This is a genomic window from Massilia sp. UYP34 (assembly GCF_056279385.1).
In genome coordinates this window covers 1-18,923 of sequence record NZ_JBWBRF010000033.1, presented here as the reverse complement: position 1 = coordinate 18,923, position 18,923 = coordinate 1, and the positions used below count along the sequence as shown (strand labels likewise).

Sequence of the window (18,923 nt, the reverse complement as noted above, 5' to 3'; positions counted from 1 at the left end):
GCAAAGACGCCCATCCTCGCACTCAAGGAATGGCAACAAAGACGGCCGGAATTATTCGTTAAGCGGGTTTATGAACAGGCGGGACTTGACACCTAATAACCCGTCATGATAGCGCTGAAACTGCCGATAAATTCATCACTGGAAATAATGCATACAAGAAATTTCCTAGTAGTTGAAGATTTTGGATAGAACGCAACACTTTAATGCAGTGAACTCACTCTAGCATTTCTTTGAGCAAAGATTGTATTCATTTTTGGCGCCATGCTAGGACAAGCATTTTCAGAAAAATCGCGAATGGGGAACAAGACATTCGGTCATGTCACGATCCGGTTTTGCCGATTGGCGCGAGGAAATTAGCAATGAGCACGCATATGGACCGCTTCCAGGAGATGCAAATCTTCACCCGCATCGTGGAGCGGCGCAGCTTTACGCTGGCGGCCGAGGAGCTGTCGCTGCCGCGCGCCACCGTGACGAACGCGATCAAGCGCCTGGAAGCGCGGCTCGCCACCCGCCTGCTGGAACGCACCACGCGGGTGGTCGCGCCCACGCTCGACGGCGAGGCGTATTACGAGCGCTGTGTGCGCCTGCTGGCCGACCTCGGCGAAATGGAAAGCGTCTTCACCCGCTCGACCCCGACTGGCTTGCTGCGCGTGAACCTGCAGGCCGCGCTGGCGCGCCGCGTCGTGGCACCGCGCCTGCCGGACTTCCTGGCGCGCTATCCGGACATCGAACTGCAGATCGGCGAAGGCGACCGCCTGGTCGACCTGGTGCGCGAAGGCATCGATTGCGTGCTGCGCGTCGGCAATCTGCAAGACTCGTCGATGGTGGCCCAGAAAATCACGCAGCTGGCGCAGGTGACCTGCGCCAGCCCGGCTTACCTGGCGCGCCATGGCCGGCCCGCCACGCTCGCGACGCTCGACCAGCACCAGGCCGTCAACTTCATCTCGTCCGCCACCGGCCGGCCCTATCCGCTCGAATTCCTGGTCGCCGGCGCGCTACGGCAGCTGACCCTGCCCGGCCCGGTGTCGGTCACCGGCGCCGACATGTACACGGCCGGCGCGCTCGCCGGCCTGGGGCTGGTGCAGGTGCCGCGCTATCGCGTCGAGCACGAGCTGGCCAGGGGCGAACTCGAGGTCGTGCTGCCCGACCTCGCGCCGCCGGCCCTGCCCGTGTACGTGCTGTATCCGCAGAACCGCCAGCTGTCACCGCGGGTGCGGGTGTTCGTCGACTTCCTCAAGGAAGCGTTCGCCGGTTTCGGCTGAGCGCTTCGGTTACCATGGCACTGTTATATTTTTACTATTCCAAGGAGACTCCCATGCCGCGCATCCCCTTCCCCGCCCTGCTCGCCGCCGCACTGGCCATGACCACGTCCCATGCGCTCGCGGCGCCCGGGCCGGTCGTGGCGACCGACAGCGGCAGGGTGGCGGGGACGATCGAGGCCGGCATCGCGAGCTGGAAAGGCATCCCGTTCGCCGCCCCGCCCGTGGGCGAGCTGCGCTGGCGCGCGCCGCAGCCCGTGCAGCCGTGGAGCGAGGTGCGCCAGGCGGCCAGCTATGCGGCGGACTGCATGCAACTGCCCTTCCCCAGCGACGCCGCGCCGCTCGGCACCCAACCCGCTGAAGACTGCCTGTACCTGAACGTCTGGAAACCGGCCAGCGCCAAGGCCAGGCTCCCGGTGCTGGTCTGGATCTATGGCGGCGGCTTCGTCAACGGCGGCTCGTCGCCGCCGACCTATTCCGGCGCGGAGCTGGCGAAACAGGGGGTGGTGGTCATCAGCTTCAACTACCGCATCGGCCGCTTCGGCTTCTTCGCCCATCCGCAACTGACCCGGGAAGCCGGTCACGAAGCCCCTCTCGGCAACTATGGCTTCATGGACCAGGTCGCGGCGCTGCAGTGGATCAAGCGCAATGCCGCGGCCTTCGGCGGCGACCCTGGCAACGTCACCATCACCGGCGAATCGGCGGGCGGCATGTCGGTCAATTTCTTGCTGACGTCGCCGCACAGCCGGGGACTGTTCGCCAAGGCGGTGCTGATGTCGGGCGGCGATGGCGGCATCGCGCCGACGCCGCTGGCCGAGGCCGAAAAAACGGGCGTGCATTTTGCCGCCGGCAAGGGCATCGGCGCCGACGATCCGAAAGCGCTCGCCAGGCTGCGCGCGCTGCCGGCCGACAGCGTCGTCGACGGGATGAACCTGGCCAACTTCCGGATGCAGGGCATGCCGACCTACCACGGGCCGTTCGCCGACGGCCGCCTGGCGATCGATTCCGGCGCCGCCTTCGGCGCCGGCCGCATGCACAAGGTGCCGGTGATGATCGGCGCCACCAGCGCCGACATCGGCGGCAAGACCGGCTATATGGTCGCCGGCGCGCGCAGCCTGGCGGCGACCCTGGCCGACCATGGCCTGCCGGTCTGGGCCTACCGCTTCTCGTACGTGGCCGACTCGCTGGCCAAGCCGGGCGCCGGCGCCGGCCATGCGACCGACATCCCCTTCTTCTTCGATACGGTGGCCGTCAAGTACGGCGAGCAGGCAACGCGCAAGGACGTTGCCGTCGGCAAGGCGATGAGCACGTACATGGTGAACTTCGCCAAGCGCGGCGATCCGAACGGCGCGGTCTTGCCGGCATGGCCGCGCTATGCGCGCTCCGAAGACCGGATCATGGACTTCGCGGCATCGGGCAAGCCGGTGGCCCTCAAGGACCCCTGGGGCGCCGAGATCGACGCGGCGGGCGCGTCCCGCCGTTGAACCTGGGCAGGCGGATAAAACCGTCTCCAAAGCGCGCCACCTGCGGCGCCATCGTCTATAATATTGCCTGGGTGATCATACTGCTCAGGTATGACAGGATTTGCGCTGGTCGGGCCGCCACGCGGCCCGGCTACGCACGTTATCATGTCACTCGACCATCACGCTCGCACTACCTCGGCCCTGCGGCGCCGACCGTATCGCTCCCTGCCTTCGCTCACCTCGACATGGACCATCCCGGGCCATGCCGGACCGTGGGTTTCCTATTCATGAGACATCCCGGACGGCAAGCCAGCCGTCGCGGCTGGAAGATATTTATGCGCATCGAACGACGACTCTCGAGAACATTCCAAGAATTCATTGCATCGGGCAAGGCCGGCGGCGCCATCCTGATCCTGTGCACCCTCGTTTCCCTGGCCATCGCCAATTCGGCCTGGAGCGCCTCGTACCTGGGCTTATGGCACATCCCGCTGGCCGGTCTCACGGTCGAACTGTGGATCAACGACGCCCTGATGGCGATCTTCTTCCTGCTGGTGGGCCTGGAACTCAAGCGCGAGCTGTATAACGGCGAACTGTCCGACCTGCGCAATGCCATGCTGCCGATCCTGGCGGCGGCCGGCGGCATCGCGGTGCCGGCCGGGATCCACTTCGCCCTGAACGGCGGCACGCCGACCCAAGCCGGCGTGGGCATCCCGATGGCCACCGACATCGCCTTCGCCCTCGGCGTGCTGGCGCTGCTGGGCAACCGGGTGCCGGCTTCGCTCAAGGTGTTCCTGACCGCGCTGGCCGTGATGGACGACCTGGGCGCGATCATCGTCATCGCCCTGTTCTATACCGCGCAGCTGTCGGTGCCCTACCTGCTCGGGGCGCTCGCGGTCTTCGTGGTGCTGCGCCTGATGAGCAGCCGCCTGCGCGTGCTGGCAATGTGGCCCTACCTGCTGGGCGGCGCGCTGATGTGGTTCCTGATGCTCAAGTCGGGCGTGCACGCCACCATCGCCGGCGTGCTGCTGGCCTTCACCATCCCCTATTCCGCACAGGAAGACGACGCCGCTTCGCCGTCGCACCGCCTGGAGCATGTGCTGCACAAGCCGGTGGCCTTCCTGATCCTGCCGATCTTCGCGCTGGCCAATACCGGCATCGTGATCGGCGCCGACTGGGCCGCCGAGCTGACTTCGCTCAACAGCCTGGGCATCCTGCTCGGCCTGGTGCTCGGCAAGCCGGTCGGCATCCTGCTGTTCTGCTTTGCCGCGGTCGCGCTCGGCGTGTGCCGCCTGCCGCTCGACCTGGCCTGGCGCCACGTGCTCGGCGCCGGCATGCTGGGCGGCATCGGCTTCACGATGTCGATCTTCATCACGAACCTCGCCTTCGTCGGACAAGCGGATATCATCAATGCCTCGAAGATGTCGATCCTGGCTGCGTCGGTGATCGCGGGCGTGATCGGCTTTACCTGGCTCAAGCTCATGGGCGCGCCGCTGGCCTCCGACCGCGACCTGGACACCATGGACTTCGACGTCGATCCGCCAACGCAAGCGAAATAGACCAGGCCGCCGATGAACAAGGTCATCCACCCCGCGCGTGCGGTCGCCCTGGGCTTCCTGCTGGCGATCCTCGCGGGCACCGTCATGCTGATGCTGCCGCTGGCGCGCGCCGACGGCGGCGCCGCGCCGCTGATGGTGGCCTTCTTCACCTCGGTGTCGGCGGTGTGCGTGACCGGACTGGTGCTGGTCGATACCGGCACCTACTGGTCCGGCTTCGGCCAGTCGACCATCATGGTGCTGTTCCAGCTCGGCGGCCTGGGCATGATGACCGCCGCCACCCTGCTCGGCCTGATGGTGAACCGCTCGCCCAAGCTGCGCACGCGCCTGATGACCCAGACCGAGACGCGCTCGATCGGCATGGGCGACATCTCGAGCGTGGCGCGGGTGGTGCTGGTGGTGTCGGTGCTGTTCCAGCTGGCGATCGCCGCAATCCTGACGCTCAGGCTGCGGTCCGACTATGGCATGGCCTGGGGCGAGGCCGGCTGGGTGGGGCTGTTCCACGCGGTGTCGGCCTTCAACAACGCCGGCTTCTCGATCCACCCGGACAGCATGATCCGCTACGCGGGCGACGCCGGCATCCTGGTGCCGGTGATGCTGGCCGCCATCATCGGCGGCGTGGGCTTCCCGGTGCTGCACGACCTGCGCCACCGCTTTCGCGATCCGCGCCACTGGTCGCTGCACACCAAGCTGACCCTGTCCGGCACCCTGATCCTGCTGATCCTGGGCTACGTCGCCATCCTGCTGTTCGAATGGCGCAATCCGCAGACCCTGGGCGCCTTCGGCCTGTTCGACAAGCTCATGAACGGGATGTTCATGTCGGCGGCGGCCCGCACGTCGGGCTTCAACACCGTCGACGTGGCGGCGCTGACCCGCGAAACCTGGGCCCTGCATTATTTTTTGATGTTCATCGGCGGCGGCAGCGCGGGCACCGCGGGCGGGGTCAAGGTGGGCACCGTGGCGGTGCTGGTGCTCCTGGTGATCGCCGAGGCGAAGGGGCATACCGATACCGAAGCCTTCGGGCGCCGGGTCGGCGCGTCCGCCCAGCGCCAGGCGATCACGGTGCTGGTGCTGGGCAGCGTCGTCGTGGCCTTCGGCACCATGGCCCTGCTGCGGATTTCGCATTTCCCGACCGACCAGGTCATCTTCGAGGTCATCGCCGCCTTCGGCAGCGCGGGCCTCTCGACCGGCATCACCGCCGACCTTCCCGTGTCCGGCCAGCTGGTGCTGGCCCTGCTCATGTTCGTGGGCCGGGTGGGCACGATCACTTTCGCGACCTCGCTGGTGCTGGGCGAGCGGCGCATGCCTTACCGTTATCCCGAGGAGCATCCAATTGTTGGGTAGAATTTTCACAGAGCAGTTCGCGTTTTCCTCCGGCGACAGCGTGGTCGTCATCGGCCTGGGCCGCTTCGGCGGCGCGGTGGCCCAATCGCTGATGCGCCTGGGCCACGACGTGATGGGCATCGACACGCGCGAAGACCTGGTGCAGATGTGGGGCGACCGCCTGACCCATGCCGTGCAGGCCGACTCGACCAACGAGAACGTGATGCTGCAGCTGGGCGTGGCCGATTTCTCGCACGCGATCGTCGGCATCGGCTCGGACCTGGCGGCCAGCCTGATGACCCTGATGGTCTTGACCGAGCTGGGGATCAAGGATATCTGGGTCAAGGCGATGACGCCGGAGCACGGCCAGATCGCCCAGCGCATCGGCGCCCACCACGTGATCTACCCCGAGGCCGACATGGGCGCGCGCGTGGCGCACCTGATCACGGGGCGCATGATGGACTTCATCGAGTTCGAGGACGGGTTTGCGATCGCCAAGATCCATGCGCCTGCAGAGACCCATAACCGGACGCTGTCGGAGTCGCACGTGCGCACGCGCTTCGGCGTGACCGTGGTGGGCGTCAAGCGCGCCAACGAGGACTTCCAGCATGCGCTGCCGGCGACGACGATCCGCTCGGCCGACCTGTTGATCGTGTCGGGGCCGACCAAGAAGATCGAGATGTTCGCGGCCGGGGGCAAGAAGCGCAAGTCGGCGTAGGGCCGCTGCGCCCCCGCCCCGCGGGCGAGGACGCAACAGTGCACCCGCAATCGGCCGCGGATGGGATCATGCTGCACACAATCAACCGGGACTCTCCCGGACATCCCATGAGGAACCAGCCATGTCGACACCATCGCGCATTGCCGCCGCAATCGCGGCCATCCTGTGCACCGCCTGCAGCACAGCCACGGCGCCAGCGGGCGATCCGGCCGGACACAACGCCGAAGCCAGCCTGACCGGCACCACCTGGCGCCTGCACGAGATCCACTCCATGGACGACGCGCAAGGCATCACGCGAGTCCAGCCGGACCGGGTCTATGCCATGCGCTTGACGCCCGAGGGCCGCGCCGAGTTCCAGCTGGACTGCAACCGGGGCACGACCTCCTACACCGTCGAGGCGGGCAAGGCGGGCCGGGGCGCGATCACGTTCGGCAAGCTGGCGCTGACGCGGGCGATGTGTCCGCCAGGGTCGCTCGACACCCGCATCGCCAGGGACATGGCGTATGTCCGCTCATACACGATGCAGGGCGGGACGCTGTCCATGAGCCTGATGGCCGATGGCGGCATCTATGTCTGGAAGCCGGGAACAGCCGCCGCCCGATAGTCATATCGCCGGGACTGCAGTGCTGGCGGAGCGATGGCGCTGGCAGCACCGACCGCCATGCTTTCAACTCACCGAGGCGCAGGCGCTTTGGCGGCCAGGACTGCACGGACCAGCGCGGTGAAGTCGGCGGCATCGGCGCTGGCCGCGCTACCCGTCTGTCCGGCCTGGTTCCTCGCGAGACCTTGCAGGATCGTATTCTGGTCAAGCAGCAGTGCGATCTGCATGGCCATCAGACGCTCGGCCCCGCTGGGCGCGTGGATGCCGGCAGCGGCACAGAGCGCGTCGATTCGGCGGCGGAGCTGGTCTGCCACGTCCGCTTGCGCGAGGCCGTATGGCGGGATGTCGCGCTCCCCGGCGCCACCGGTGTTCTCCTCCTTCGGTTGAGCAGTCTCGTGGGACACCCCTTGCATCATCGGCGCGGCGACCGGCTGCCGTGCGACGTCACCTTCCCGTGGGGCTGTCAGCTCGCGCGCTGCCCGTTCCATTGCACGCAAGGTGTCGCGCAGGGTCGACATGTCTGGCGCATCGTCGCCGAGACGGGCCACGGTCAACCTTTCGATCGACGCCATGACGGCCAGGCAAGCACGGACCAGCTGCGCGCTACGGTCAGCGTCGGCGCCCCGGTTCGCTGTGGCGTAGTCGACGACGCCGGCGCGCGTGTGCAGCGCTTCGCCGCTTTCCTCCCCCGGGCCTCGCCGATCGTCCTTTCTTGCCGGCGATGCCTCATCGCCTGACAGGCGCTCCCAGTCCGCGAGCGTGAGCCTGTCGAGCGGCCCGCCCGTACGACCGAGTAATGGAATCTTCATTCTGGTTGTCGTCGACAACGAACGATTCATCCACTCCAGCGGCGCCACCCGCAACGCAGGGTCGCCATCCTCGTCCACCTGCGGATGCACCGTTTCCCAGTAGTGCGCGAGCAGGCCATCGACCAGCAGCAGGCCACGTAAGAGCCCTTCCATCCCCTGCTGGTGGGTGCATGCCTCGGTCATCCAGGCGGCGATTTGCAGATCCTTGGCGTGCTCGCGCAACGTGACCTTGCAACGCGCCTCGATCCGGGCCCAGTCGGCGCGCTTCAGGAGACGCTCCGATCCCCCCATCGGCAAGATCGGATCGTCTTCTTCGCGCGCGAGGCGGATTTCCGTATAGATGGGATCGAAGCGGATCGGCGGTCCGGACGGGTAGTACTCGCTGATCGGCTGGAGAAGCGACTCGAGCTCGTCGCGCTGTTCGGCGCTGAGCAGCGCGAGTGGAGGTGAAACGTCGGTGTCGGTCATGAGGGCATGGGCATTGGAGCGTCGGACTCGATTATTGCGCTCGCGGGTGGAACAGTCCATGCGTTTTTCAGGCGGGGCCATAGGGCAGCCACTCGATGACAGACTGTCATCAAATGCGTCACAGCCACGTTAGTCGGAGCCAGCGTACCAGTCCGAAACCACGCGAGGTGCCTCGATACCTGAGCGAGTCGGCTAGTGGGGCCGCAGAACATCGTCGTTCACATTCATCCTGGAGGCATCCATGGATCACCAAGCGACTAACGTGCCTGTAGAACGCCGCGCATCGAGCAGTTGTGGGGGAGGTGCGGTTCATCAGACTGAAGGAGGTACTGGCCAAATGCGACAAGTCGCGCAGCAGCGTGTATGACGCGGTCAAGAAAGGAGATTTTCCGAAACCCGTGAAGCTCCAAGGTAGATCATCGGCCTGGATCAAAAGCGAAGTCGAACAGTGGGCCGTCGAGTGCATTCGCGCTAGCGGGCCCGTCCCGAAGCCGTAGCCCGCTTGCAAAAGTTCGTCATGACGAACACATCAATTTCCTCATGACGAAATCCGTACAGTCGGTGGCATCGAGTCAAGGCTGAGGATCTACTGGTTTTCGTACCATCTCATAGCTGGTACTGCGCCCCCCAGCGCCGGAGCGCTGCAGGATACCCAGTTCGACGAGTTCATTAATATCTCGTAGCGCGGTATCTGTCGACGACTTTGCAATTGCCGCCCACTTGCTGCTGGTGAGCTTCCCCTCGAAACCATCGAGCAGGCGGTTAAGGATCTTGACTTGCCGCTCGTTGAGCGCAATGCCCGCGACGCGCTGCCAGAAATGTGCCTTCTCCAGCACTGTATCCAGTGCATGATGGGCCAGATCCACCGCCTCGCCAAGCATCTGCAGGAACCACAGAAGCCACTCGGTCACGTCCAAACTACCCTTCTGCGTTCGCTCCAGAATGTCGTAATACGCTTTGCGCTCACGCTGGATCTGCGCCGACAGGCTGTAGAAGCGCTGCGAACTACCGTCGGCGCGCGCCAGCAGAAGATCGCCAATGGCACGCGCGATGCGGCCATTACCGTCGTCGAACGGGTGCAAGGTGACAAACCACAGATGCCCTAGCCCTGCGCGGACCAACGCCGGCTCCGCATGAACTGGCGCGTTGATCCACTCCAGTAAGCGCTCCATCTCGCCAGGTAGACGCTCCGCAGGCGGGGCTTCGTAATGTACGCGTTGTCGGCCAATCGGTCCGGAAACCACTTGCATGGGGCCATGAGCATCGTCTCGCCAGGTACCAGTGCAAATCCTGCTCATGCCGGAATAGCCAGTCGGGAAGAGTGCCGCATGCCAGCCAAATAAACGCTCCCGCGTCAACGGCAATGCATTATTGATAGTGGCATCAAGCACCATCTCGACCACGCCTTCCACGTGCCGGTCCACCGGTGCCAGCGATCCGATGTCGACGCCGAGGCGCCGCGCAATGGATGAGCGCACCGAGGCGACGTTCAGATGTTCGCCCTCGATTTCGCTGGTCTTGAGAACGTCGTCGGTCAGTGCGTCGAGACTGGCTTGGTCGCGCAGCCCAAGACCGATATCGACGAGCCGGCCCAGCAGCAGCCCCTGCTTCTGACTGACTTGCGCGAGCGGCGACACCAGCGCCTCGAGGTCATACCGCCAGTCCGGCCAGTCAGGGGCCTGCCAGATAAACTTGTAATCGCCGCAGTTCATGCGGTGATTGTACGGATTAATCGCCGCGTTGCCAATCCGGGAATCACGCTAAAGGCCCAGTTCTGGCATGGAACATCGCTTCGAAGTTAGACCGACAACGTGCCTGCAGCGCACAAGTCGATGCCCCAACCAGAATATTACTGCGAGCGAGCCTGCTCGATGCTAGTCATTGAGCCCGGGGTTCCTGACTGCAGCGTCAAGCAAAGGAAGCACTTCATGCACCTTGCTGATTGTTGTTCGGCATACGAACTGCATCTGCACGCGCATGTTGATGAGCATTTTCTCCTTGTGGCGGAGGTGCGCCGCGATGTAAGCTGAGGCACATTCGTCGAAAGTCACGCGCTTGGCCTGCTGGTGCACATACTCCGCCCTGGCCTTGTCACGCTCCTCGATCGGATCGCGCTTCTCCAGCAGCACGAGACGGCATTGCTTCGCCTTTTCGCGCGCCAGCACCAGGTCGACGGTGTGACAGGAACCGAGCCCCATCTCGCGGCGCCGGCCACAAAAGGCGTAGCGGAAGATCCAGCTTTTGGCGCCGCTTTTCGACACCTGCAGCCAAAGCCCGGCGCCATCGCCATACATGCCGGGCCGAGTCACAGAACGAACCTTGACCGCGGAAAGCTTGTTGATCGTGTAGCTCATCAGTGTCTACCCACCTTTCGGCATGGTCTCCGCCAAGGTTTTTACTCTTGAAACGACCCATATTCCTACCCACCCCTCGCGCGTGGATGTGGGTAGGTTCTAGTGGGCGTCGGTGGACACTGATTTTGACTTTTCTCCTATGAGGAGACGAAAAAAAGCCCCGATTTCGGGGCTCTTGTTCAGTATGCTTGGCGGAAGCGGTGAGATTCGAACTCACGAACGGGTTCCCCCGTCGGCAGTTTTCAAGACTGCTGCCTTCAACCACTCGGCCACGCTTCCTATGAGGAACCGGCATTATACATAAATCATCTGGGCTGGTCAGGGTTGTTCGCGCGTTGCGGTGAGGCATGGAGCTTGGGTTCCCGCCTTCGCGGGAACGACGTGCAGAGGCTGGCGCGCGTGAACGAAGCGCTGCTGTGCTTGCCGGCAGGTTGCACCGTCCACCTCACCCAATCAACAACCAGTTATCCCGCAAACACCGCTCGAACTCATACGCCGGCAACGGCGCCGCATACAGATACCCCTGCACCTCGTCACACCCCGCGTCGCGCAGGAACTCCAGCTGATCCAGCGTCTCCACCCCTTCCGCGATCACGCGCAGGCACAGCTGCCGCGCCATGCTGACGATGGTCCCCGCGATCGCGCAATCGCTGGCATCGGTCGGAATCCCGGTCGTGAACGACCGGTCGATCTTGAGGGTGTGGATCGGGAAGCGCTTCAGATACGACAAGCTCGAATACCCGGTCCCGAAATCATCCAGCGACAACGACACCCCCAGCGCGGTGATCCGGTCCATGATCGTCGTCACGCGCTCGAAGTCGTGCATCAGCGTGCTCTCGGTGATCTCCAGCTCCAGCCACGACGGATCGAGCTGATAGCGCATCAACGTGTCGGCCAGCCGCGACGGCAAGGACGGCGTGAACTCGCGCGCCGACACGTTCACCGCCAGCCTGAACGGAGCGATTCCCGACCTCTGCCAGATCGCCGCCTGCGCGCAGGCCTGTTCCAGCACCCACTCGCCCACCTGAACGATCAGGCCCGTGGTTTCGGCCAGCGGAATGAATTCGGACGGCGGCACGATGCCGCGCTGCGGATGCACCCAGCGCACCAGGGCCTCGGCGCCGACGATGCGCCCGCTGGCGATCTCGAACTTGGGCTGGTAGTACAGGATCAGTTCACCATTGCCCAGCGCATGGCGCAGGCCCGATTCGATGCGCATGCGCTCCTGCATGCCCTTGTTCATGTCCTGGCTGTAGAACGCCACGCTACGGTCCGGATTGGCGTCGGCGCGCTTGGCGCGCTCCATCGCGATGTCGGCCAGCCCGAGCAGGGTTTCGGCGTCGTTGCCGTCCTGCGGATACACGCTGATGCCGATGCTGGCGCCCACGCGCAGGTCGTGCCCGCCGATGAAGAACGGCGCGTCGAGCGCGGCCTGGAGCTTTTGCGCCACCGTGGTCGCCTCGAAGTGCTGGCGGATGTCCGACAGGCCCACGGCGAATTCGTCGCCCGAGAGGCGCGCCACCACGTCTTCGTCGCGCAGGGCTTCCTTGAAGCGCTGCGCCACCTGGCGCAGCAGCTCGTCGCCGATGCGGCGCCCGAGCGTGTCGTTGATGCGCTTGAAGCGGTTCAGGTCCACGAACAGCACGCTGCCCGCCGTCTCGTTGCGCTGCGAGACCGCCAGCGCCTGGTCGACCAGGCGCGCGAACAGCGTGCGGTTCGGCAGGCCGGTCAGCTCATCGTAGTAGGCCAGGTGGTGGAGCTGTTCCTCGGCCTGCTTGCGTTCGGTAATGTCGGTGAGATAGGCGATCAGGCCCGCCGGCCGGTCGGCCAGGTCGCGTAGCGGAGACAGCGACAGGCTGGCCCAGAACACCTCGCCCGACTTTTTCCGGCGCCGCACCTCCATCATGCGCCCGCCCTGCTCCGCGAACAGGTCGGGCTGCAGGTCGCCGCCGTCGCCTTCGTCGGCGTACAGGAACAGGATGTTGCGCCCGATCGCTTCCAGGGCAGTGTAGCCGAACAGCTGCTCGGCGCCGCGGTTCCAGCTGGTGATGTAGCCCATCTGGTCCATCGTCAGCACCGACTCGTGGATCTGGTCCAGGATCTGCGACTGGTGCGCCAGCTGCGCTTCCATCTGCGCATAGGCGTGGGTGGAGCGCTGCGCCAGCGCGTGCGTCTGCATCAGGCTCGCGGTCAGGTGCGCCAGCGCCACCAGCTTGCGCCCGGTCTCGGGACAATATCCTGCGCCGCCGCTGACCTCGTACCAGCCGAACTGCTCGATGCCGGCCGCCACCGCATGGCGCAGGATGCGCGCGCCCGCGTCATTCGGCTCGACCAGGCCGGCGCCCGGCACGAAGCGCCCCTCGGGACTGCCCGTCAGCAGCGCCGCCAGGCGGCCCAGCTCCAGGTGCAGGGCTTCGCCGCGCAGGCGCAGGATGGCGTCGCAGACGGCGGTCGTGCCGCCAACGAAGTCGAAGGAGTCCAGTTCGCGCAGGTCAGACATTGCGGCTCACCTGGACCGCCCAGTGATAGGCGTGCAACTGGCTGGTCCACCAGGCGGCCGGGCTCACGCGCGCCTCTTCCAGCATCGCCGGCCCCGGATGCGTCTCGGTCAGCCGCAGCCAGGCGCCCAGGCGGCCGCGCCGTTCGACCAGGGCGCCGGCCACCTCGTCCGGCAGGTGCAGGTCGGCCGCGATCGCCGCCATCGGCATGTGCAGCAGGCGGTCGAGCAGCGAGAACACGCCGGTCATGAAGGCCAGGTCTTGCGCGGCGCGATCGCCACCGGCCTGGCGGCTCAAGTCTTCCAGCTGCGCGCCGCGGCGCGCCGCCAGCAGCAGCAGCAGGTTCGGCAAGCCGTCCGGCTGCTGGCGCGCGTACAGCAGCAGCTGCAGCCAGCGCTGCAGCTGGCGCCGGCCGAGCACCGTGATCGCCTGGGCGAAGTTCGTGATCTCGGTACTCACCGTGAAGGCCGCCGAGTTCACCAGCTTGAGCAGGTGATAAGCCAGCGCCGGGTCTTGCCGGATCTGGTCTTCCAATTCGCGCGATTCGGCGTCGCGCGCCAGCAGGCCCAGCAAGGTCAACAGGCGGCGGCGCGAGCTGCCGTCGTCGTCCGGCGCCGGCGCGGCATCGGGGTCGATGGCGTAGTCGCCGCTGAACCAGTCGAAGCCCGCGTTCTCGCATTCTGACAAGCAGCGCGCGTCGTCGACGCCGTACGCCAGGTGGGGGCCGAACAGCGAGACCAGGCGGCCCGGCGCCAGCGCGGCGTCACGCTGCGCGCGGCAGTCGCGCGCCGCGAGCCGCAGCACCGCCGGCCCCTTGGCGCCCTCGGGGACGTCGCCGTCGAGCCAGATGCGGTAACCGCCAGCGTGCAGCTCGGCCAGCTGGCGCGCGACGCTGCCGGACGCCAGCGCCCGGGCCTCTATCACCAGGCCGACACGGTTGGCCGGCAACAGCGCCAGCACCGGCGCCGTCAGGGCCTCCGCGCCATCCAGGTGCAGCAGGCAGTCGAGCGGCGCGATCGCCGCGAGCAGCTCCGCGCCTGCGAACACCGCTTGCAGCCGTTGCGGCAGGTCGGTCCCCGGCGTCAACCGCAGGCGCAGCGCCACCCATTCGTTCTGGGCATTGGCGACAGGATCGATTGCTACCAGCGGAAAATGTCCCTGCTCGGCCATATGATATTTCTCAATATTATTCAGGCAATCTTATTGCACCGAATACTATAAAGCAACCGCGATGTTTCCCGGTGGATATCGAAAAGGTACTCTCAGTTACGCGATCAGTTGTTGCCGGCGCGCTGCACCGCGAAACGGATCAGTTCCGCCTGGCCTTCGATGCCGAGCTTGCGCTTGATGTTCAGGCGGTGGGTCTCCACCGTGCGCACGGACAGATCGAGGTCGCGCGCGATCTGCTTGTTCGACTGGCCGGCCGCGATATGCTTGAGCACTTCGTGCTCGCGCACCGTCAGCTGGTCGCCCGGCCCGGCCGGGTTGGCCAGCTGGCGCGCCAGCGCGGCGCTGTAATAAATGCCGCCGCCCATCACGGTCTCGATGGCCAGCACGATGTCCTTGCCCGGCGCGTCCTTCAGCACATAGCCCCGGGCGCCGGCCGCCATGGCCTGGCTCACATATTCGGGCTTGTCGTGCATCGACAACATGAGCACCGCAATGCCGGGATAGCGCGCGGTGAGCTGGTACGTTGCCTCGATGCCGCTCCCGCCGCGCATGTTCACGTCCATCAGCACCAGGTCGGGGTGGAACTCGCCGGCGCGCGCCAGGGCTTCCTCGCCCGAGCCGGCTTCGGCCACCACCACCAGGCGCGGCGCGGATTCGAGCCGCGCGCGCAGGCCGTCGCGCACCAGCGGGTGGTCGTCGACCAACAGGATCTTGACTTCCTTTGCTTCACCGCTCACGTCACCAATCACTGCGTTGCTCCTTCAAATCGATGCTGGCCACCACCCGGGTGCCGGTGGGGGACGACACGATCGCGAACTGCCCGCCGATCGCCTCCATGCGCTCCATCATATTCCTCAGCCCGATGCCACGCTTGGGATGCACCGCCACGCCGTCCGTATCGAAACCCACGCCGTCGTCGGCGATGCTCAGGCTGATCAGGTCGCCCACGCGCTCGAGCACCATGTCGATGTGCCGCGCCTGGGCGTGGCGCTCGACGTTGGTCAGCGCTTCCTGCGCGATCCTGAACAGGACCGTGCCCACGATCTCGGGCAGCGCGTCCAGCGCGCCGGCCGCGCGAAAGCGCACCGGCGCGCCCGCGTGCGCGCAGAATTCGCTCGCCAGATGGTCCAGCGCCGGCGCCAGGCCCATATCGTCCAACAAGGTCGGCCGCAGGTCGTGCGAGATGCGGCGCACCTCGCCCAGCAGCGTCTTGACTTGCTCGACGGTGCGCTCCAGCCCCGCACGCGCCTGCTCGCGGCGCGCGGCGTCGCCGTCGAGGCGGATGATGCCGGCCTCCAGCTGCAGCTTGACCGAGACCAGCGCCTGGCTGATCCCGTCGTGCAGGTCGCGCGACAGGCGCGCGCGTTCTTCTTCCTGCGACTCCACCACGCGCTGGGCCAGCGCCTTCAGTTTCGCATCCGCCACCCTGCCCTCGCTGATGTTCAGGGCCAGGCCGCCGCCGGCCACGCCTACCGCCGCCACCGTGGCCAGCACCGCCATCCACAAGAGCGTCTCTTCGATATTGCGCGACTGCTGGGCGTCGACCAGCGCCAGCGCCGATTCGACGTCGTCAAGGTAAATGCCGGTGCCCATCACCCAGTTCCAGTGCGCGACCGGCACGACGTAGCCCAGCTTGGGCGCCGGCCGGTTGCTCGAGGGCTTGGCCCAGGTATAGCGCAGGAAGCCGCCGCCCCCGCCCGCCAGCGCGATCAGGCGCTGGATGGTCGGCGCGCCGGTCGAGTCGCGCCACTCCCACATATCGGTGCCGACCAGCTCCGGCTGGCGCGGGTGCATCAGGTTGCGGCCCCGGGTGTCGTAGACGAAGAAGTAACCGTCCTCGCCGTAGCTCAGGCTCGACAGGATGCGGATCGCCTCCTGCTGGGTCGCCGGGCCACGGTCCCCGGTGCGCGTCAGGTGCGCGATCGAGCGCGCCGCCAGCTCGACGTAGTGGCGCAGCTCGGCCTCCTTGCTCGCCAGGTAGGCGTGCTGGATGGTGGCGCGCTGCTCGGCCGCCAGGGTCACCCCCTGCTGGCGCACGTAGAGGGCGATCGCGCACAGCGCCACCACCAGTGGCACGACCGCCAGCACGATCACTTTTTGCCTTAGCCGCATATCCCGTTTGCATGATCGGATTCGAAGGCCTGCATTCTACGTCCGACGTCACAAATGGGACTACGTAGTATTACGCAGCGACTGCGTAATTATGCGCTTGCGGTACTGACAATAGTGCAAGATACTCGACGGCATGCTGTAAATAATCGCGTCGGCACGTACTGGCGCAAAAGCATCAATCCACTTCGGAGGAGTCACCCCATGAAACGTATCACGAGCATGCTCGGATGGATTATCTTGTCCATCGTGGGCGCGTTTGCGCTCGGCTACATCGCGCTCAAGCGCGGTGAAACCATCAACGCCATCTGGATCGTCGCGGCCGCTGGCTGCGTCTACCTGATCGCCTACCGCTTCTATTCGCTGTTCATCGCCACCAAGGTGATGGGGCTCGACCCCACGCGCCAGACACCGGCCTACAAGTACAACGACGGCCTCGACTATGTGCCGACCAACAAGAACGTGTTGTTCGGCCACCATTTCGCCGCGATCGCCGGCGCCGGCCCCCTGGTCGGCCCCGTGCTGGCGGCGCAGATGGGCTACCTGCCCGGCATGATGTGGATCCTGGCCGGCGTCGTGTTCGCCGGCGCGGTGCAGGACTTCATGGTGCTGTTCATGTCCACCCGCCGCGACGGCCGCTCGCTCGGCGACCTGATCAAGTCCGAAATGGGAGAAATCCCCGGCATGATCGCGCTGCTGGGCACCTTCATGATCATGGTGATCATCCTGGCGGTGCTGGCGCTGATCGTCGTGAAGGCCCTCACCGGCTCGCCGTGGGGCACCTTCACCGTGATGGCCACCGTCCCGATCGCGCTGTTCATGGGGATCTACTCGCGCTACGTGCGCGTGGGCCGCATCGGCGAGATCTCGGGCATCGGCTTCGTGCTGCTGATGCTGGCCATCATCGGCGGCCAGTGGGTGCACGAGTCGCCGACCTGGGGCCCGATGTTCACCTTCACCGGCACCGAACTGACCTGGATGCTGATCGGCTACGGCTTCGTCGCCGCCGTGATTCCCGTGTGGCTGCTGCTGGCGCCGCGCGATTATCTGTCCACCTTCCTCAAGATCGGCACCATCCTGGCGCTGGCGATCGGCATCATCGTGGTCGCGCCCGACCTGCGGATGCCGGCCGTGACCAAGTTCATCGACGGCACCGGCCCGGTGTGGTCGGGCAATATCTTCCCCTTCTTGTTCATCACCATCGCCTGCGGCGCCGTCTCGGGCTTCCACGCGCTGATCTCGTCGGGCACCACGCCCAAGATGATCGAGAACGAGTCGCACGCCCGCTTCATCGGCTACGGCGGCATGCTGATGGAATCGTTCGTGGCCATCATGGCGCTGATCGCCGCGTCGACCATCGACCCCGGCATCTACTTCGCCATGAACAGCCCGGCCGCGCTGCTCGGCACCACCGCGCAATCGGCGGCGCAAGCCGTGTCGCAGATGGGCTTCGTGATCACGCCGGAAGCGCTCGAGCAGATGGCCAAGGACGTCGGCGAGCACACCATCATCTCGCGCGCCGGCGGCGCGCCGACCCTGGCGGTCGGCATGGCGCACATCCTGTCCAACGTCGTGGGCGGACCGGGCATGATGGCCTTCTGGTACCACTTCGCGATCCTGTTCGAGGCGCTGTTCATCCTGACCGCGGTGGACGCGGGCACCCGCGCCGGCCGCTTCATGCTGCAAGACCTGCTGGGCGCCTTCGCCCCGTCGCTCAAGAAAACCGACTCGCTGCCGGCCAACCTGCTGGCCACCGGACTGTGCGTCGCGGCCTGGGGCTACTTCCTGTACCAGGGCGTGGTCGATCCGCTGGGCGGCATCAACACCCTGTGGCCGCTGTTCGGCATCGCCAACCAGATGCTGGCCGGTATCGCGCTGATGCTCGGCACCTGCGTGCTGTTCAAGATGAAGCGCGCCAAGTACGCCTGGGTCACCGCGCTGCCGACCCTGTGGCTGCTGGCCTGCACCCTCACCGCCGGCTGGCAGAAGATCTTCCATGCCGATCCGCGCATCGGCTTCGTCGCGCACGCCAACAAGTACCAGGCAGCGCATGACGCCGGCGAGATCCTGGCGCCGGCCAAGTCGATCCTCGACATGGAGCGCATCATTTTCAACGACTACGTCAACGCCAGCCTGGCCGGCTTCTTCATCTTCGTCGTGCTGGCGGTGCTGTTCTACGGCGTGCGCACGGTGATGGCGGCGCGCGCAACGCATGCGCCGACCGCGAAGGAGTCGCCGTACGTCGCCATGCCGGCCGCGCAGGTGCAGTGATGTTCGGCACCCTGAAACAGGCCGGCAACTACCTCGGGCAGAGCCTGCGGCTGATGGTCGGCCTGCCCGAATACGACACCTACCTGGCGCATATGGAGCGTACCCATCCGGACCAGGCGCCGATGACGTACGAGGAGTTCTTCCGCGAGCGCCAGGAGGCGCGGTATGGGGGAAGCCGGGCGTCGTGCTGCTGAACGGCGGCGTGACGATGTGATCCGAAAAAAGGGGCGCTGTGAACTGACCCCGTAAAGTTGGACGGTTGGTCTCAGTGAAGTGCCGAGGGCTGGGTTCTGTATTGAACAGGACTCAGCCCTTTTAGCTTCATCT

Annotated in this window: 16 protein-coding genes and 1 tRNA gene; 9 read left to right on the top strand and 8 right to left on the bottom strand. The window is 65.7% G+C overall.

Annotated elements, in window-relative coordinates; genetic code table 11:
• The first annotated feature begins 371 nt into the window (after positions 1-371).
• From ACZ9AQ_RS23570 to ACZ9AQ_RS23545, 6 genes are all read left to right on the top strand, one after another.
• Complete coding sequence (locus ACZ9AQ_RS23570) at positions 372-1,262, top strand: LysR family transcriptional regulator (protein ID WP_429207147.1); 891 nt, start codon at positions 372-374, stop codon at positions 1,260-1,262.
• A 53-nt stretch (positions 1,263-1,315) separates the two neighbouring features.
• Positions 1,316-2,743, top strand: a complete 1,428-nt coding sequence (locus ACZ9AQ_RS23565) for a carboxylesterase/lipase family protein (protein ID WP_429207146.1) — start codon at positions 1,316-1,318, stop codon at positions 2,741-2,743.
• Positions 2,744-3,057: 314 nt separating this feature from the next.
• A complete protein-coding gene (gene nhaA, locus ACZ9AQ_RS23560) occupies positions 3,058-4,278 on the top strand; it encodes a Na+/H+ antiporter NhaA (protein ID WP_429207144.1) in 1,221 nt (406 codons plus the stop codon).
• Positions 4,279-4,290: 12 nt separating this feature from the next.
• A complete protein-coding gene (locus ACZ9AQ_RS23555; protein ID WP_429207142.1) occupies positions 4,291-5,619 on the top strand; it encodes a TrkH family potassium uptake protein in 1,329 nt (442 codons plus the stop codon).
• Entirely contained in the window at positions 5,612-6,316 is a 705-nt protein-coding gene (locus ACZ9AQ_RS23550) for a potassium channel family protein (protein ID WP_429207140.1), read from the top strand. The genes ACZ9AQ_RS23555 and ACZ9AQ_RS23550 overlap by 8 nt, the downstream gene beginning before the upstream one ends.
• 121 nt (positions 6,317-6,437) lie before the next feature.
• Positions 6,438-6,920: an META domain-containing protein gene (locus ACZ9AQ_RS23545; protein WP_429207138.1), complete on the top strand. Its 483-nt coding sequence runs from the start codon at positions 6,438-6,440 to the stop codon at positions 6,918-6,920.
• Positions 6,921-6,988: 68 nt separating this feature from the next.
• Here ACZ9AQ_RS23545 and tssA read toward each other — a convergent pair whose 3' ends face one another.
• On the bottom strand, positions 6,989-8,194 hold the full coding sequence (tssA, locus tag ACZ9AQ_RS23540; protein ID WP_476108441.1) for a type VI secretion system protein TssA: 1,206 nt from the start codon (positions 8,192-8,194) through the stop codon (positions 6,989-6,991).
• A gap of 293 nt (positions 8,195-8,487) precedes the next feature.
• Between tssA and ACZ9AQ_RS23535 the strand changes: the two genes are divergently transcribed.
• The gene (locus ACZ9AQ_RS23535; RefSeq protein WP_429207135.1) at positions 8,488-8,691 is read left to right on the top strand and encodes a helix-turn-helix transcriptional regulator; all 204 of its coding nucleotides are present in this window, start codon (positions 8,488-8,490) and stop codon (positions 8,689-8,691) included.
• Between the two features lie 75 nt (positions 8,692-8,766).
• On the opposite strand, the gene ACZ9AQ_RS23530 is transcribed toward ACZ9AQ_RS23535, so the two are convergent.
• From ACZ9AQ_RS23530 to ACZ9AQ_RS23500, 7 genes are all read right to left on the bottom strand, one after another.
• Positions 8,767-9,906: a Fic family protein gene (locus ACZ9AQ_RS23530; protein ID WP_429207133.1), complete on the bottom strand. Its 1,140-nt coding sequence runs from the start codon at positions 9,904-9,906 to the stop codon at positions 8,767-8,769.
• A gap of 162 nt (positions 9,907-10,068) precedes the next feature.
• The gene (locus ACZ9AQ_RS23525; RefSeq protein ID WP_429207132.1) at positions 10,069-10,548 is read right to left on the bottom strand and encodes an Arm DNA-binding domain-containing protein; all 480 of its coding nucleotides are present in this window, start codon (positions 10,546-10,548) and stop codon (positions 10,069-10,071) included.
• A gap of 189 nt (positions 10,549-10,737) precedes the next feature.
• Positions 10,738-10,827: transfer RNA gene (locus ACZ9AQ_RS23520), tRNA-Ser, on the bottom strand.
• A 166-nt stretch (positions 10,828-10,993) separates the two neighbouring features.
• Complete coding sequence (locus ACZ9AQ_RS23515) at positions 10,994-13,048, bottom strand: putative bifunctional diguanylate cyclase/phosphodiesterase (RefSeq protein WP_429207131.1); 2,055 nt, start codon at positions 13,046-13,048, stop codon at positions 10,994-10,996.
• On the bottom strand, positions 13,041-14,216 hold the full coding sequence (locus ACZ9AQ_RS23510; protein WP_429207130.1) for an HDOD domain-containing protein: 1,176 nt from the start codon (positions 14,214-14,216) through the stop codon (positions 13,041-13,043). The genes ACZ9AQ_RS23515 and ACZ9AQ_RS23510 overlap by 8 nt, the downstream gene beginning before the upstream one ends.
• 104 nt (positions 14,217-14,320) lie before the next feature.
• A complete protein-coding gene (locus tag ACZ9AQ_RS23505; protein ID WP_429207128.1) occupies positions 14,321-14,953 on the bottom strand; it encodes a response regulator in 633 nt (210 codons plus the stop codon).
• A gap of 1 nt (position 14,954) precedes the next feature.
• Positions 14,955-16,328 (bottom strand): cache domain-containing protein, encoded by a 1,374-nt coding sequence (locus ACZ9AQ_RS23500; protein ID WP_429207126.1) that lies wholly within the window; start codon positions 16,326-16,328, stop codon positions 14,955-14,957.
• Positions 16,329-16,529: 201 nt separating this feature from the next.
• Between ACZ9AQ_RS23500 and ACZ9AQ_RS23495 the strand changes: the two genes are divergently transcribed.
• Together ACZ9AQ_RS23495 and ACZ9AQ_RS23490 are read left to right on the top strand one after the other, a co-directional pair.
• A complete protein-coding gene (locus ACZ9AQ_RS23495) occupies positions 16,530-18,596 on the top strand; it encodes a carbon starvation CstA family protein (RefSeq protein WP_429207124.1) in 2,067 nt (688 codons plus the stop codon).
• Entirely contained in the window at positions 18,596-18,790 is a 195-nt protein-coding gene (locus ACZ9AQ_RS23490; RefSeq protein ID WP_137173594.1) for a YbdD/YjiX family protein, read from the top strand. Before ACZ9AQ_RS23495 ends, ACZ9AQ_RS23490 begins: the two co-directional genes overlap by 1 nt.
• Positions 18,791-18,923 lie beyond the last annotated feature (133 nt).